11 protein-coding genes and 1 tRNA gene are annotated in these 13,990 nt (G+C 53.8%); 10 read left to right on the forward strand and 2 right to left on the reverse strand.

The features are described 5' to 3' along the window. The first annotated feature begins 40 nt into the window (after positions 1-40). Positions 41-478, forward strand: coding sequence for a GNAT family N-acetyltransferase (locus CSC3H3_RS00695; protein WP_101286036.1), 438 nt, complete (start codon positions 41-43; stop codon positions 476-478). Between the two features lie 103 nt (positions 479-581). Here CSC3H3_RS00695 and CSC3H3_RS00700 read toward each other — a convergent pair whose 3' ends face one another. Continuing rightward, on the reverse strand, positions 582-2,240 hold the full coding sequence (locus CSC3H3_RS00700; protein WP_101267278.1) for a methyl-accepting chemotaxis protein: 1,659 nt from the start codon (positions 2,238-2,240) through the stop codon (positions 582-584). A gap of 513 nt (positions 2,241-2,753) precedes the next feature. On the opposite strand from CSC3H3_RS00700, the gene CSC3H3_RS00705 reads away from it, so the two are divergent. The 7 genes from CSC3H3_RS00705 to CSC3H3_RS00735 all read left to right on the forward strand — a co-directional run bounded on the left by CSC3H3_RS00705 (position 2,754) and on the right by CSC3H3_RS00735 (position 10,844). After that, positions 2,754-4,490: a tetratricopeptide repeat protein gene (locus CSC3H3_RS00705; protein ID WP_101286037.1), complete on the forward strand. Its 1,737-nt coding sequence runs from the start codon at positions 2,754-2,756 to the stop codon at positions 4,488-4,490. A gap of 231 nt (positions 4,491-4,721) precedes the next feature. Beyond that, positions 4,722-5,123 carry a hypothetical protein gene (locus CSC3H3_RS00710; RefSeq protein ID WP_101267276.1) on the forward strand — a complete coding sequence of 134 codons (402 nt, stop codon included), beginning with the start codon at positions 4,722-4,724 and terminating at the stop codon, positions 5,121-5,123. Positions 5,124-5,137: 14 nt separating this feature from the next. Next, entirely contained in the window at positions 5,138-6,610 is a 1,473-nt protein-coding gene (locus CSC3H3_RS00715) for a M48 family metallopeptidase (RefSeq protein ID WP_101283064.1), read from the forward strand. Positions 6,611-6,689: 79 nt separating this feature from the next. Further along, complete coding sequence (locus tag CSC3H3_RS00720) at positions 6,690-8,672, forward strand: CHASE2 domain-containing protein (protein WP_157831783.1); 1,983 nt, start codon at positions 6,690-6,692, stop codon at positions 8,670-8,672. A gap of 258 nt (positions 8,673-8,930) precedes the next feature. Continuing rightward, on the forward strand, positions 8,931-9,410 hold the full coding sequence (gpt, locus tag CSC3H3_RS00725; RefSeq protein WP_101267270.1) for a xanthine phosphoribosyltransferase: 480 nt from the start codon (positions 8,931-8,933) through the stop codon (positions 9,408-9,410). Positions 9,411-9,457: 47 nt separating this feature from the next. After that, entirely contained in the window at positions 9,458-10,690 is a 1,233-nt protein-coding gene (locus CSC3H3_RS00730) for a PQQ-dependent sugar dehydrogenase (RefSeq protein WP_245881218.1), read from the forward strand. 80 nt (positions 10,691-10,770) lie between these two features. Beyond that, positions 10,771-10,844, forward strand: a tRNA-Gly gene (locus tag CSC3H3_RS00735). A gap of 147 nt (positions 10,845-10,991) precedes the next feature. Here the strand turns inward: CSC3H3_RS00735 and CSC3H3_RS00740 are convergent. Beyond that, on the reverse strand, positions 10,992-11,798 hold the full coding sequence (locus tag CSC3H3_RS00740) for a thermonuclease family protein (RefSeq protein WP_101283068.1): 807 nt from the start codon (positions 11,796-11,798) through the stop codon (positions 10,992-10,994). 388 nt (positions 11,799-12,186) lie between these two features. Here CSC3H3_RS00740 and CSC3H3_RS00750 point away from each other — a divergent pair, with 388 nt between their 5' ends. Both CSC3H3_RS00750 and CSC3H3_RS00755 read left to right on the forward strand, forming a co-directional pair. Next, positions 12,187-13,644, forward strand: coding sequence for a TrkH family potassium uptake protein (locus tag CSC3H3_RS00750; protein WP_245881219.1), 1,458 nt, complete (start codon positions 12,187-12,189; stop codon positions 13,642-13,644). A gap of 121 nt (positions 13,645-13,765) precedes the next feature. Next, positions 13,766-13,942, forward strand: coding sequence for a DUF3012 domain-containing protein (locus CSC3H3_RS00755; protein WP_101267265.1), 177 nt, complete (start codon positions 13,766-13,768; stop codon positions 13,940-13,942). Positions 13,943-13,990 lie beyond the last annotated feature (48 nt).

Genomic DNA, 13,990 nt, shown 5'->3' on the forward strand with positions numbered 1-13,990 from the left:
CCCCTGTTTGCAGGCATCATTCAAAAGCCGGGCCGGTATCATGGAAATGCAAAATCCCGTTGAAATCACCTGTGAGCGTGATCGTGTCGATATCGATTACTGCTATGGCTTTATTGGTGCGGCCTATTGGGCCATGAACCGGTCGCGCGGTGAATTTGAAAATGCGGTGGCAAAATCGTTGTGTGCCAGTGCCTTTTGCGATGGCCGCCAGGTTGGTTTTGCCCGCGCGGTGACCGATAATATCGCCGTTGCCTATGTCGCCGATGTTTTTGTTGATGAAAATTACCGTCGCCGGGGCATTGCGCTGCAACTGGTGTCAGCCCTGCATGACCACCCGGAAATGAACCGGGTGCGCCGCTGGCTGCTGGCCACGCGCGACATGCAGCCGATTTATCGCAAACTGGGTTATGTCGAACTTGATGACATGATGATGATGCGCATCGCCGAGGATGCCGTAAACCATCCGCCGCTACGCTGATTGCCCGTCTTCCCGCTGTAATCTGCCTGATTCCAATGAAAAAGGCACCCCGTGTGAAGCAGGGTGCCTTTATGGTGACCGGGCTGTCAGATGTGGTTTTTAATCAGCTTTCGCGCACATCCTGCAGGAAATTGCTGACTTCATTGCGCAACGTGCCAGATTGCGACCCCAGCTTTTCCGACGCATCAAGAACCTGCCGGGCAGCCAGACCAGTTTGGCCGGCGGCATCCTGCATTTCCTTGATATGGGCAGTAACCTGCTGGGTGCTGCTTACGGCCTGCTGGACAGAATGCGAAATTTCGCTCGTAGCACTGCCCTGCTGGCGCACAGCCGCCGCAACCTCGGCCGAAATGGCATTCAGGTCATTGATGATGCGTGCAATCCCATCAATCGCGCCCACGGCATCCTGGGTGGAACCCTGAATCCCCGAAATCTGGGCCGAAATGTCTTCGGTTGCGCGCGCGGTCTGGTTGGCAAGGTTTTTCACCTCGTTGGCCACCACGGCAAAGCCCTTGCCGGCATCACCTGCACGGGCGGCTTCGATGGTGGCGTTCAGCGCCAGAAGGTTGGTTTGCTCGGCAATTGCCTGAATGATCTGTACAACCTCGCCCACTTTCTGTGCCGAAACATCCAGCCCCTGCACCATTTCATTGGCACGGTTGGCTTCGGTTGCGGCACGTTCGGTGATGTTTGACGTGTCATTCACCCGCGCGCTGATTTCCTGAATCGACATCGCCAGTTCTTCGGCGGCACTTGCCACGGTTTCAACGCTGCTATTGGCCTGGTCCATGGCGCTGACGACTGCCTGGGATCCCGATTCATTCTGATGAACGGCGGCAACCATGCTTTGGGCAACCTGCTGCATTTCGGTCGATGCGCCTGAAACGCCATCAACAACACCCATCACGGTGCGTTCGAACCGACCGGCAAGGTCCTGCATGGCGTCGTGGCGCTGCTGTTCGGAAAGCTGGCGTTCGCGTTCGCGTTCCCGGTCAAGCTGGCTGACGCGCGCGGCATTTTCCTTGAAAACCTGCACCGATCCGGCCATTTCGCCAATTTCGTCACGGCGTTTAAGGCCGGGAATTTCGATCTGCTGGTTGCCATTGGCAAGTTCGGTCATCACACCATTGATCTTGCGAAGCGGCAGCAAAATCTGGCTGCGCAGCACATACCAGGTTGCCCCCAAAAGCACGATCAGAATGCCCGCCGCCAGTGCCAGCTGCATGATAACCGCCTGCATCACCGATGCGCTGACATTATCAAGGCTCCATGCTGTTAACAGCATGCCGCGAAAAACGTCTTCGTCCTTGCGCTTGGAATATTTGGTGATAGGCGCTGCCACGATCACTGCGCCATTGGCAACAAAGCTCACGACTTCCTTGTTTTCCAGTTTGGGCAGGTAAGGCTCGATCAATGCCTTCAGGTCATAGGCCTTCATGTCTTCGGCCTGGAATTCGGCAATGCTGGTGCCGTCTGGCATATTGGTTTGCAGGGTGGCAAGTTCGGTATCTGACCTGTCTGTCAGCTTGCGAAATTCCTTTTCAACGGAATTGGCATCCATTGCAATAAAGCCAGCCTGAACGGCAGTTGAAAGCATTTCGGTTTTTTTGACAGATTCGCGATACATCAAATCGATCATGGCATCGCGCTGCGATACTGCCTGGATGCTCATCATTGCGGCAAATCCCACCACCAGCAACGCCACAAGCACCACAATCACTTTACGCCCGACGGATGCGCCGGACTTTCCCTTTGCGGCCATAGATGTCTCCCGGTCCATTAAGCCTGGTCTGTTATTGTTTCCTCCCGGCCGGTTGCGGATTGTGCCGGTTTGTTGTTTTTCCGGTTCATATCCGTCGTCCGGGTAAGCATTTTGATCTTTGCCCCTTTTCCCGGGGCTTTTACGGTCGACCGGTTATTTTTCCCGGTTCGTGAACCTGCAAAAAACCGCTGTCCCTATACGCCGTTCTTTGCATATTCTGCCGCCCTTATATGAAAGGCTAGCCCAAGGCCGCGAATAACTGAAACGTTTAAAGCAAACTTGACAAAAATTGTTTGAAAGGCCGCTTTTGGGTAATTTTACGCTGAAATTCATATTCTGAACCGATCATTGTGCGGCATCTGTACCCTGCTTGCGGGTATGCCGCGAATCGGCGTAACAGTTTTCTGACACCGTTATCCCGTTTGCGTCACGGGCAAGACGGGGTATTTTGTCCCGGCCTGAAAATGGATCGGGGGATACCGGGGGGTATCCGGTGCTATAGGGGATATGGTGATGGCAAAGTCGAAATCAAAGGCCGCAAAGCGTGCATCGCAAACGGCGAAAACCCGCGCGGCTACAAAAACGGCCACGGTGGCCGATGCGCCATCCGCCCCGATCACACCGCCACTGGCCGAAAATGCCCCTATACAATCGACAGGGGCGGTTGCGGCGTCTTCGGTAGCAACAGACGGGGAAGTATCCGGGAGTGTCGCAAAGGTGGCCCAAACCGGCACAACGCTATCTTCAGGTGCGCTTGCGGCCCCGTCCCCTGCACCGGGAAATACCGGTGATGCACATGGCGCGCAAAAAGGTGCAGCAGGAGGCGGAAATAGCGCCCCGGCCGCAACATCCCAGCAGCGCAAATTAACCGTCCATCGGGGTGGGGTACCCAGTGATAATCTGTTTACCCGCGCCGTTGCCGCCCATCGCGCCGGGCGTCTCGACGAAGCAATCACCCTTTACGGTGCAATCCTGCGCACCCGCCCCGACCAGCCCGATATCCTTAATAATCTTGGTGTGGCGTTACGCCGTTCCAAACAGTTTGATGCCGCGATGGTGGCCTATCGGCGCTCGGCGGCGCTGCGGCCTGAAAATGCCGGGCTATGGTCCAATATGGGCAATTGCCTGCGCGAAATGATGCGCTTTGACGAAGCCCGCAGCGCCCACGAACAATCGCTGCTGCGTGATGCAAATGATAAATCGCACCTGTTTAATGCCGGGTTGGTGTATCGCGACCTTAACCGCTTTGCCGAGGCGATTGACTATTTCAACCGCGCCCTGGCGATTGATCCGAATTATACCGAGGCCCTGTGGGACCGCTCCCTTGCCTACCTGGCGCTTGGCCAGTACGAGGCCGGCTGGAAGGCCTATGAAGTGCGCCGGCGGCTGGCCGATAACCCGATCCGCCCACTTCCTGGTGTGCCGGAATGGGATGGCAAGGGTGATTTGCGCGGCAAAACGCTGCTGTTACGGGCCGAACAGGGCTTTGGCGATATGATCCAGTTTGCCCGTTTCATTCCGCTGGTGGCAAAAAAGGCCGCCCATGTGATTGTGGAATGCCGCAAGGAAATGCTGGGTATCATGCAAACCGTGCCCGGTGTTGGCCAGGTGGTGGAAAAGGGCGTAACCCCGCCAAAATTCGACCTGCACGCCCCGCTTCTCAGCCTGCCTTATCTGCTTGATATCGGCGCGCGCGACCTGTTTTCAGCATCTGCCAGCCCCTATATCAGTGCGCCGCGCAAAATGACGCTGGCGGGTATTCCCGGTGATATTGCACTTAAGGTCGGTATCATCTGGGCAGGCAAGCTTAATCCGCGCGATCGTTCCTGCCCGCTTGAAAAATTCATGGGGTTGATGGGGATGCCCGGCGCTGCCTTTTTCAGCTTCCAGATCGATGATCGCCGTGCCGACATTGCCAATCTGGGGGCGTCGGCTTTCATCCATGATCTTGGGGACCGCATTGGCGATTTTGGTGATAGCGCTGCCTTAATGAGCGAAATGGACCTCATCATTACCATCGATAGTGCCCCGGCCCACCTTGCCGGTGCCCTTGGCCTGCCGGTCTGGATGTTGCAGCTTTTCACGACTGATTGGCGCTGGATGGTCGATCGCACAGACAGCCCCTGGTACCCCACCATGCGCATCTATCGCCAGCAACAGCCCAATAACTGGGACGCCCCCTTCGCCGCCCTGCAACAGGATTTCGAAACATTGCTGACGGCACGTAAAGGTGCGGTGAAAAATAGCTGATCTTTTAGAACCTTTTAAAACAATTTGTTTTCAGTGTTTTGAACGGATTTTTGCGGTTTTTATTCAGCTATTGGTTAAATAAAGCCCTGCCAACGGATAGTATTAAATAATCCAAAATTCATGCAAAAATTGAAATAGGTTGCATTGGGACTGCAACCTTAAGAATTGGGGGATTGCATGAAAAATACTGTTTTTGGACGTGGGCCAGTCAGGATAACAGGGCGTTTTCATATGCTGCTTGGGGCCGCATTGATTTTCGCCGTCGCGGTTATTTGGCATGCTGGCACGCCAGCCTATGCTGCGGGAAGCGTGCGTTCCGCAGTCGAAGTCCAGTTACCTATGCTAGATGTGGATCTTTATGATGCGCCTGGGCGTGATCGTAAAATGATCAAATCCATTCCTGGTGCCGAATTTCCTGCTGAAGTCGAATATATCGGCACGGAAATTACGGCCGGGCGGATGCATCATATTCGCCTGGAAAGCCAGCCTGGTGATTACTGGGTAGACGGAAATGAAGTCTGGATTTCTGCCTATGATGGCGAAATCGAGGTCTTTTGCGACGCTGATCAAAGTCGGGCGCTTGGCAATACAGGCCGTGGTGCTGGTGGTCGTTCGACCTGTCGCGCGAAATAAAGGCAGGGAAAACCATGTTTACATTTAAAGGATTGCTGGCTGGATCAGCGATGATGTTTCTGGCTGGCTGCGTATCAAACCCGACAGGTATTAATCTGCCTTTGTGGTCAACGATTCCCGATGATGCCAAATATATCGACACGGTGAAATTACCCGATGCCAAGCCTGAAACGGAAGAAGGCCTGAAAAACGCGCGTATCAAAGTAATGGCATCATCAACGGGTATTGCCGATTTTCCGGAATTGCAGGCCTACGCCCAGACCATTCTTGATCGAATTGTCGCCGGGGCGCCAAGTGGGGCGCCAAAGGCAAAAGTCTATCTTCTGGCCAATGCCAGCCCGGGTGCGATGGCAGTACCCGAAGGTGCCATTTATATTCATTTTTCGGCCTTCCAGTATTTGCAATCCGAAGACCAGTTGGCATTTCTGCTGGCGCATGAATATAGCCACGTCGCCTTGCAGCATTCGCCAGATAATCTGTTGCGCAGTTTAAGGCCCTATCTGGTAACGGCAATGGATTTTGCCGTTTCACAGGCTGGCGGGGATGATCAGCTGCGCAAATCATTTCAGCTTTACGGAAGTGATATCATTTCGCGCGACGTCCTGTTGCCTGTTTGGGATCGTGCAGCTGAAAAAGAGGCCGATTTCCTCGGTCTGGATCTGATGACGAAGGCCGGTTACAACCCCTCGGAATCTTTGCGGTTTCTGGCAATTGTTGGCAAATACGACGACAGCTTTGAACGTTTGCATCTCTCGACGCGCAATCAGTTGGAAAAGCAGCTTGCCATCCAGTTCCAACCAACAGGTGACAGTCCTCTATGGGACAAGTTCACCAGTGAGTTTGGAACTGCGGTTTCTAAAATTCAGGAACAGATTTCCAGTCGTCACGAGGATTCCAAAGATCGGATGGTGGCACTGGTCGGATATATGAAACGTGAATATCCGATGGAACGGCGCCGACCGATTAATAATGCGCTATATGCCCGTACGGTTGACCGAAATGCGGACATGCTGGACCATTATATAGATGCTCATCGCGTCGTTTCAGAATTGCAACAGGCTGAATTCGAGCCTGATTACAAGGTGAATTTTCGCAAACTCGAAGCATTGGCCCGATCTGCTGTTAGCGGTAAAACTTCGGACCATGCCTATACCCGCTATGCCTTTTCCAAGTTACGCGCCTATCAGGGCCAATATAGGCTGGCTTTAAAAAATCTTGATCTGGTTTCCAGTGACGCGGACGGGGATGTACTGCCCTTTCAGTTGGCTTTGCAGCGTGGCGAACTGCAAACCAGTATCGGGCAGAAAAAGCAGGCGATCGATCAGATGGAAGTGGCCGCTGCCTATTATGACTGGCCGGTAGAAGCCTATCATTTTTTGATCCCGTTACTTGAAAATGCGGGCGAAAAAGGACGGGTGAGTGAGCTCAAAATTGGCTGTGTCGCGCGTTACCCGCAACAGCGCGAATTATGTGCCACCCCCAAATAGGTTTGCCTGAAAAACAGGGAAAAGCATCTGCCGGTGGTGGATGCTTTTTTCGTTTCAATGGACGTTACAGGTCAAATTGATGCCCGAAAATCATCAGCCTGGCACAGAAACCCCCATGCCAGAGGAAAACAAAAAACCGGCCGGGCGACGTATGAGGGGGCGTGCGGGGCCAGGGCTGGCTTATCTGAACTGGGCGGCGATTACGTTTTTGCTGGCCTGTTTTATTGTTCTTTTTCAACCCGATGAATTTACCCAGCCCGTTGATGAATACAGCTATCAGCTGTTTAACCGGCTTTTTGGCTCGGTTGTTTATGACGCGCCAAACAAAGACGATATCGGCATCGTCCTTTTGGATCAGAAATCACTTTATGACCTTGATACCAGTTGGCCGCCGCTTTTCATGACCCATGCAATGGTTCTGAAGTCATTTTTACGCAGGAATGCACCACTTCCGCTTGCTGTTTTTATCGACTTTACCCTACAGGATTCACGAAATTCGCAAGCCTCTATATCGCCGGAAGGTGTGAAGGCACCTCAATTTTCCCTGCAGGACCCTACCTTGGACGAGCTGGTGCGGGTCGTGGATGCATATAACAAGCTTGGGATTCCCATTTATGTATCGGCTGGACGTTACGACGATATCAGGTTCCCCGAAATCCTTTCCGACTTGAAGGGCAAGGTTAAATTGGTCGCAGGCTGGGGCGATGCTCGCTCCAGCGCTGATGTCCGGGCTTTGAATTATGCATTGTTTCCCAACCGTCCGGGAAGTGAAGGTCAAAATGAAGGTGCAGATAAAGGCAGTGATGACCAGATAAAAGCCCCGGATTTTTATCCTGCAGCGGCATTGCAAATCTATCTTGATCTATGCGCCCGGCAAGCGGATGCGAAGGCGCAAGGGCGTTTGAAATCTTCGTCTTTTGCCAATCGCAACTGGAATTGTGATGGTGCCCTGATGGGCGATATTCCGGCGGTCGAGGATCAAAAGCGCTGGCAACAGCGCAATCTTGATTTGTGGCGCGGTTATGCTGCCAATCGATCGATGAATCTTGTCTGGCCAGACAGCCAGTCAGATTATGCGGGCTGGCCCGTGATGGAGACCGTGACCACTGATCAGGACGGCAAGAAGGTTAATCAGAAACGCTTTCCCGCAAATTGCCCCTCCGGCAGGGCAAAGGATTTGTCGTATTTTGTGGGGGTAATTCACGATTTTGTTGTCAAAACTGGCTTAGGCCGTAGTGGGGATGCCAATTTTTGCAGTCCCTTTGATGTGGTTACAGCAGGACAGGCACAAAAGGGAACACCAACGGCCGAAGATAGCTGGATTGGTCAATTGGGTGGTCGTGTGATCTTTTATAGCTTTAACCTGCAGGGGCTGCAGGATGTTGTGCATCCTCCCACGCTTGAAAATGACATTTCAGGTGTGAATGTGCATGCGATGGCGCTTGAAAATCTTTTGCATTTTGGTCCCGCCTATTTGTCCAATACAGCACGGACCGACAAATCCCTGGGGGCACTCAATTCTAACAATCTTGAATTGCTGTCGATGCTTGGGCTGTTTTTGATTCGTCTGCTGATTTTGATCGTTGTCCGGCGGTTTGGTGGGCCGGGTTCCGGGGTTGATCAGGGGGATCGAACGGTAGAAGCAACCGGGGCCACGGATCAGGCAGAGGAACGGGTTTGTACTCTCCTCGATGGGGCATTACTTTATTATCGGACAGTGTTCTTTGATTTTGCAGGTTGGCTGAAAAGGCTGCCAGAGCGAGTTGTCTGGTTTTTGAAGGATACATGTTGCACCTTTAGGCAATGGAGGTTGCCGGTATTTCTAATTTTGTTAATCGAGGCGATTGTTATTGTTGCATTTGTTCTTGGAATTGCCTTTTGGCTTGAATTTAGCGTGCTGCGTATTGCACCGTCCAATTGGCTGTCGATTTTGGGACTCGCCGGTTTGACATACCCGGTTTATATCCGCGCCCTGTTTTCACAATCGCCTAGCGAACGCCCAACTGCAAAAATTGCAGACACACCGCTTGCTGAAATTCAATCTGGTGATGCGCAAAAGTAGCGGTGATGAATACAGCCTCCAGGGCGGGTTTTGTTATCGGTTCTGACTTCAGGATGTGCCGGTGACATACTGCAAATTGGCATGATGAAGAATGCGGACCTGCCAATTATGAAAATTCCTGGTGAAATGGGCTATCTACAAGTCCGAAGGCTTGTGTTTCAATCGGACAAGGCGTAGGAAAGCGCCTTGTCATTTTTGGGTGTTTGCCTGGCCATCTGTGCCCAGGGCCGACACAGTGGTTTTTGCAGGAGAAACGTTGTGAGCGAAGCCGCATACAACAAGGGATTCCCGGTTTCCTGGGAACAGATGCATCGCGATGCGCGCGCGCTGGCGTGGCGTTTGCTGGAAAAAGGCCCTTATAAGGGCATCGTCGCCATTACCCGTGGCGGACTTGTGCCTGCTGCGATCATTGCACGCGAACTTGATATCCGTTTGATTGATACCGTTTGCGTTCGCAGCTATTCTGACAAAAGCCGCGGCGATCTGGAATGGCTTAAAGACGTTGAAGGCGACGGCGAGGGTATGCTGATCATCGACGATCTGGTCGATACCGGCAAAACCGCCAAAGCCGTCCGCGAAAAGCTGCCCAAGGCGCATTTCGCCACCGTTTATGCCAAACCGCAGGGCCGCGAAGTTGTCGACAGCTTTGTGACCGAAGTTTCCCAGGACACCTGGATCTATTTCCCCTGGGATATGGAACTTTCGGTTAACGCACCGATTTCCGAACGCGCCCGCTAATCGGCCCGGCAGGTTTTCTTCCGGGTTTGCGCCCAAAGGAGAAAGCCATGTCTAGCGTCTTTAAAATACGCCCGCTTTCATCAACCTTTTTCCGGCATTTTGTCCGGCGGGTTCATGCAGGCAGGCGTTTTTTATGCCTGCCTGTGTCAGGGCAATTCCGCTTTGGCAAAGTTACCTGCGCAGTTGTGTTGCTGCCGGTGATGGTGCTTTTTCTGGCAATACCGCTTTCGGCGCGTTCATTTGCCGATGAAAAGCTCGATGCACTGGAAAAAATCCGATCCCGGCTTTCTGTTGCCGATGGTTATGATCTGTCAGTTTTTGCCGCTATTCCCAACGCCCGCTCCATGGCCCTCGCACCCGATCTGGGCGGTATCTTTGTCGGGACGCGCGGGCGGAACCTTTATTTCCTGCCGGTTGATCAAAATGGCCAGGCAGGCAAGGTGCAAAATATCTCCTCGGCGTTTACGTCGGCCAATGGTGTTGCCTATCAAAAAGGCACACTTTTTGTCGCCGATCAGGGCCGGGTTGTTGCGTTTGATGTCAGCAATTTCAATGGAACCGCGCTGGGCGAACCTGATCGGGTTCTGTTTGATGCCCTGCCTGATAAAAGCCACCATGGCTGGCGCTATGCCACCCTGTCGCCCGATGGCAAAAAGCTGTTTGTGGCCGTGGGGGCGCCTTGCAATATCTGCAAAACATCCGGGCTGGAAGGCACAATCATTACCCTGCCGGTTTCGGGCGGAAAACCTGAAATATATGCGTCAGGCCTGCGCAATTCCGTCGGGCTGACCTTTGCCCCCGATAGCGGTGATTTATGGTTTACCGATAATGGCGGTGATGGCCTGGGCGATGATATCCCGCGCGAGGAACTCAACAAAGCCAGCGCGCCCGGTGGTTTTTATGGCTATCCGTGGTTTGCAGGCAACGATACCCGCGCGCCCGATTTCAAAAATGAAAAGGTCCCGCATAAGGTGACCTTCCCGGCCTTTACCTTTAATGCCCATAATGCGCCGCTGGGCCTGCATTTTTATGAAGGCGATATGCTGGTCGCCCTGCACGGTTCCTGGAACCGGACAGAGCCGGATGGCTATAAAGTGGTGCGGGTCAAATTCACCGCGGGCAAGCCGCAAACTGTCAGCCCGTTTTTGTCAGGTTTCCTGCGCGATAATGGTGCGGTTCTGGGCCGCCCGGTTGATATCAAACCCTTTGGCGAGGATGGTTCGGTGCTGATATCGGATGATCATGCCGGGGCGATCTGGAAGATCACGCCAAAGCAGTAAGGCTGGTGAAATATTTGCAGTCCGGCATGCGTGATTATCTTGCGCCGCTCCGTCAGCCGGGCTATAAAGCGTGCCGCAAAGCGGGTGTAGCTCAATGGTAGAGCAGAAGCTTCCCAAGCTTACGACGAGGGTTCGATTCCCTTCACCCGCTCCAATCTTCCAAACATTTCAGATCAATCATCGTTCCGCTTTCTGCGGGTGCTTTTGCGCGTCCGAAAACAAGGGCTGGCAATGTGGGCACGGGACAAGGCTGCGTGCCGTTTACGGTTAAACGGCAGCAACAGCCCGTGTTCTGCCCGGCTTATTCCTTCGGTAAATATTCCAGTCCGGACTGACGGGCTTCTTCGTCGCTGCACGGGGTGGCGGGAGCGTCTTTGCGTACAAAATTGACAAAGCGCGAATCAAGCGGGCTGACATAGTGGCCCATACCATCGCCAACAAACAGGCAGCGCTGTTTTTCGCCTTTCAGGCGTTTGCCTTCGCGCCATTCGGCAGGTGGGACCATTTGGGTGCCAAACAGGCCAATGCCCGCATTGGCCGCCTGTTTTGCCTGGTCATCGTAATCAAGCGAGAAACCGGGAATGGGCAGGGCTTCGCCATCTGCGATCATGGCTGACCCGATGTCGCGATCACCAATCGAGCATTCCACCCGGGGCCAGTTTTTACCATCCTGGCCGCTATCCTTGCTGCCATCATTGCGCTGGTCATCGGCCAGCACGCATTCGGCGGGGAAGGGCGACATGATGAAATATTTCTGCAACTGCATCCCGGCAGACAGGCCACAATCCTGTAAATTATCGTCATGCAGGCATTGCTGGCCCAGTTCGGGTGCGTCAATCCCGGCAATGTCAAACACATGCCCGTCAATCAGGATGGTATCGCCATCAATGGCAAATACCTTGTGCCCGTCGGCCTCAAAGGCGGTCTGGTTGCTGACATCGGGCGGGGTTGCCGGTTTGGTGGTTTGTGCGGTTTGCGCAGTCTGCGTGCTTTGGGCATTGGCAGGCAAGCCCGCGGCAAACGGGGCGGCCAGCAGGCCCAGCGCCAGAACCGGTACATAAACACGCGATTGCAGGAATCTTCGCCAGAAAGCAGCGGGCAGGATCATGGGTGTTCTCTTTGCTTTTATCTTTGCTTTGGCCGCATCTTTTCATCAGGCCCGAATGGCACCATGGGACGGCACCGGGAAAGGCATGATGTTCCGGGGTAACGGGCAGGGACAGGCCCGGGAAGGCCCCGAAAAGCAGACAATAGCACTGATGATTGGAAAACACGGCGAAAAGATGCCTGTTTGAGGCCAAGTTTGCGATAACGGGATGCACCCGAAGCAATTTGCGGTTATAGAGCATAGGATAAAAGAAGGATCGGGGAAAAGTGCATGGCAAAAAATGGCCATGCAGGCGCTGCCCACGCGATAACGGGTACATCAGATCGTCTCCCGGACCAAAGCCGCGGCACGGTAAATGCCGAATGTACGAACTTGCATGGATGCTGCCTTGTTACGACTGCAACCGATCCTTTTTGTTGTTGGCCTGATGGTGATCATCATCGGTGCGGCAATGCTGATTCCGGCAAGTGTTGATCTGTATTTTGGCAACCCGGACTGGCTGATTTTTACCCAGGCATCCTTTACCAGCATTGGCATTGGCGGTATGACCTGCCTTGCCTGCCGGTCTGATATCGGCCCACGGGTAACCGCGCGTCAGGGCTATGTCCTGACCGGGTTTTCCTGGATCGCGGTCAGTGTTACCGGGGCGTTGCCGCTTTGGTTTTCATCGCTGGATATCAGCTTTTGCGATGCAGTTTTTGAAACCATTTCCGGGCTGACCACAACGGGTTCCACCGTTCTTTCCGGGTTGGACCGTATGCCGCCGGGCCTGCTTTTGTGGCGTTCGATCATGCAATGGCTGGGCGGGATTGGCATTATCGTAACTGCCCTTGCGCTGTTACCCATGATGCGCGTTGGCGGTATGCAGCTTTTCCAGATGGAAAGTTCGGACCGGTCGGAAAAGCTAAGCCCGCGTATGCGCGACATGTGCCTGCAGATTGTGGTGATCTATGCCATGCTGTCGCTGACCTGCATGGTGCTGTATCGCATTTTTGGCATGACCTGGTTTGAAGCCATCAATCACGCCATGACAACGCTTGCCACCGGCGGCTATTCCACCACTGATCAGTCCTTTGGCAAATTTGCCGGAAACTGGCCTTTGCACTGGGTGGGAACGGTTTTCATGTTTGCAGGTGGTCTTCCCTTTACCGCCTATGCCGTCATGGTGCGCAAACGCAGCATCCGCGCCCTGTTTGATAATCAGCAGATCCGGCTGTTTTTGCTGGTTTCGGCCTTTTTTACCGTGCTTCTGACCATCCGCCTGATGCAGATTTCCGATGATGGCCTGTGGGCCAGCTTTACCCTGGCGGCGTTTAATCTGGTGTCGGTCATTACCACTACCGGCTTTGCCTCGGGGGATTATCTGCAATGGGGGCCGGTGGCCGTCATGCTGTTTTTCTTTGCCACCTTTATTGGCGGCTGTTCGGGGTCAACGGCGGGCGGGTTTAAAATGTTCCGCCTTTATGTGGTGTTCAGTGGCCTGCGTGCCCATTTCCTGCGTCTGCGCAGCCCCAGCGCTGTCACCGTCAGCTATATTGACCGCAACGAAATCACCAGCGACATTTATAGTGCGGTTACCGTTTTCGTGTTCCTGCTTTCCATCAGCTATATTGGCGTTACGGTGGCGCTGGGCTTTACCGGGCTTGATCTGATTACCGCCATGAGCGCCTCTGCCACTGCACTGGCCAATGTGGGCCCAGGTATGGGGCCGATCATTGGTCCGGCAGGCAATTTCCAAAGCCTGCCCGATGCCGCGAAATGGGTGCTTGATATCGCCATGGTCCTGGGTCGGCTGGAATTTGAAACGCTGCTGGTGCTGCTGTTACCGGCGTTCTGGCGGGACTGAATTTCAATATCCCGTTTTGCGCTGCTTTCGGTTCGCCGCGGCAAAAACAGGTCTTTGCCCTGTTTTTGCCCCATCTGCTGCTTAGCGTTAAGGTTGAAGATAACCAGAACGGAGGAGCACGATGGGATGGACGCAGAAAATGCTCATCGCCCTTGCCGCCATGATGGTGACATTGACACTGGTTGCCTGCGCCCCCGAGGTCGGCAGTCGGGACTGGTGCAGCAACATGCAGCACACGCCTAAAACCGACTGGACAGCCAACCAGACCAGCGATTTTGCCAAACATTGCATGCCGTGATTGGCGGTTTGGCTGCATTTGAAACCGCGTTACATGGCCTGTTTTGCC

Origin of the sequence: Thalassospira marina, from assembly GCF_002844375.1 — a bacterium.
Classification (GTDB): Bacteria; Pseudomonadota; Alphaproteobacteria; order Rhodospirillales; family Thalassospiraceae; genus Thalassospira; species Thalassospira marina.

Excerpts from the sequence above, each read along its gene's own strand:
- CSC3H3_RS00695 (WP_101286036.1), top strand. The coding sequence starts at position 41 with ATGGAAATGCAAAATCCCGTTGAAATCACCTGTGAGCGTGATCGTGTC.
- CSC3H3_RS00700 (WP_101267278.1), bottom strand. The coding sequence starts at position 2,240 with ATGGCCGCAAAGGGAAAGTCCGGCGCATCCGTCGGGCGTAAAGTGATT.
- CSC3H3_RS00705 (WP_101286037.1), top strand. The coding sequence starts at position 2,754 with ATGGCAAAGTCGAAATCAAAGGCCGCAAAGCGTGCATCGCAAACGGCG.
- CSC3H3_RS00710 (WP_101267276.1), top strand. The coding sequence starts at position 4,722 with ATGCTGCTTGGGGCCGCATTGATTTTCGCCGTCGCGGTTATTTGGCAT.
- CSC3H3_RS00715 (WP_101283064.1), top strand. The coding sequence starts at position 5,138 with ATGTTTACATTTAAAGGATTGCTGGCTGGATCAGCGATGATGTTTCTG.
- CSC3H3_RS00720 (WP_157831783.1), top strand. The coding sequence starts at position 6,690 with ATGCCCGAAAATCATCAGCCTGGCACAGAAACCCCCATGCCAGAGGAA.
- CSC3H3_RS00730 (WP_245881218.1), top strand. The coding sequence starts at position 9,458 with ATGTCTAGCGTCTTTAAAATACGCCCGCTTTCATCAACCTTTTTCCGG.
- CSC3H3_RS00740 (WP_101283068.1), bottom strand. The coding sequence starts at position 11,798 with ATGATCCTGCCCGCTGCTTTCTGGCGAAGATTCCTGCAATCGCGTGTT.
- CSC3H3_RS00755 (WP_101267265.1), top strand. The coding sequence starts at position 13,766 with ATGGGATGGACGCAGAAAATGCTCATCGCCCTTGCCGCCATGATGGTG.